This window comes from Yersinia sp. 1252 StPb PI (genome assembly GCF_048593885.1).
Classification (GTDB): Bacteria; Pseudomonadota; Gammaproteobacteria; order Enterobacterales; family Enterobacteriaceae; genus Yersinia; species Yersinia enterocolitica_E.
Map to the genome: position 1 here is coordinate 1 of NZ_JAZGQE010000519.1, position 372 is coordinate 372.

Here is a 372-nt window from a genome sequence, read left to right on the forward strand (position 1 = left end):
CCCGTCAGGGTTTCACGCTTGAATTTTGAGGGGCTGTATTTAAATTGCCCCGCAACCATGATGGTCAGGCCGTCAACGGTGACATAAGCTGTTCCCGCGAGGCGATTGGATGTATCACCCATGATAATGAATCCTTATGCTGATGCCTGGAGGCGGAATTGGTTGAGAACAGCGAAGATACGCAACTGATTGATCAGGACACCGGTCCACAGCACATCAACTCTATTCGGGTTACTGGCGCTTTTTTCGACCTTCAATCCCTTGGCAAACCCTTTGGCATCCTGCACATAGCCGTTAAATTCCAACGTCTGGTACTGGGCAATCAATTCAGCGCGGATCACGTTCGGGGTAATAATCGCCGAGCCGGGGGCA

General features: G+C 51.3%; 2 protein-coding genes. Both read right to left on the reverse strand.

Annotated features, from left to right (window positions below):
* Positions 1 to 122: phage tail tube protein (locus V2A85_RS24570; protein ID WP_420072678.1), on the reverse strand; the 122-nt coding region annotated here is incomplete at its 3' end.
* Between the two features lie 12 nt (positions 123 to 134).
* A partial coding sequence (locus tag V2A85_RS24575; protein WP_420072677.1) for a phage tail sheath C-terminal domain-containing protein occupies positions 135 to 372 on the reverse strand: 238 nt, incomplete at its 5' end.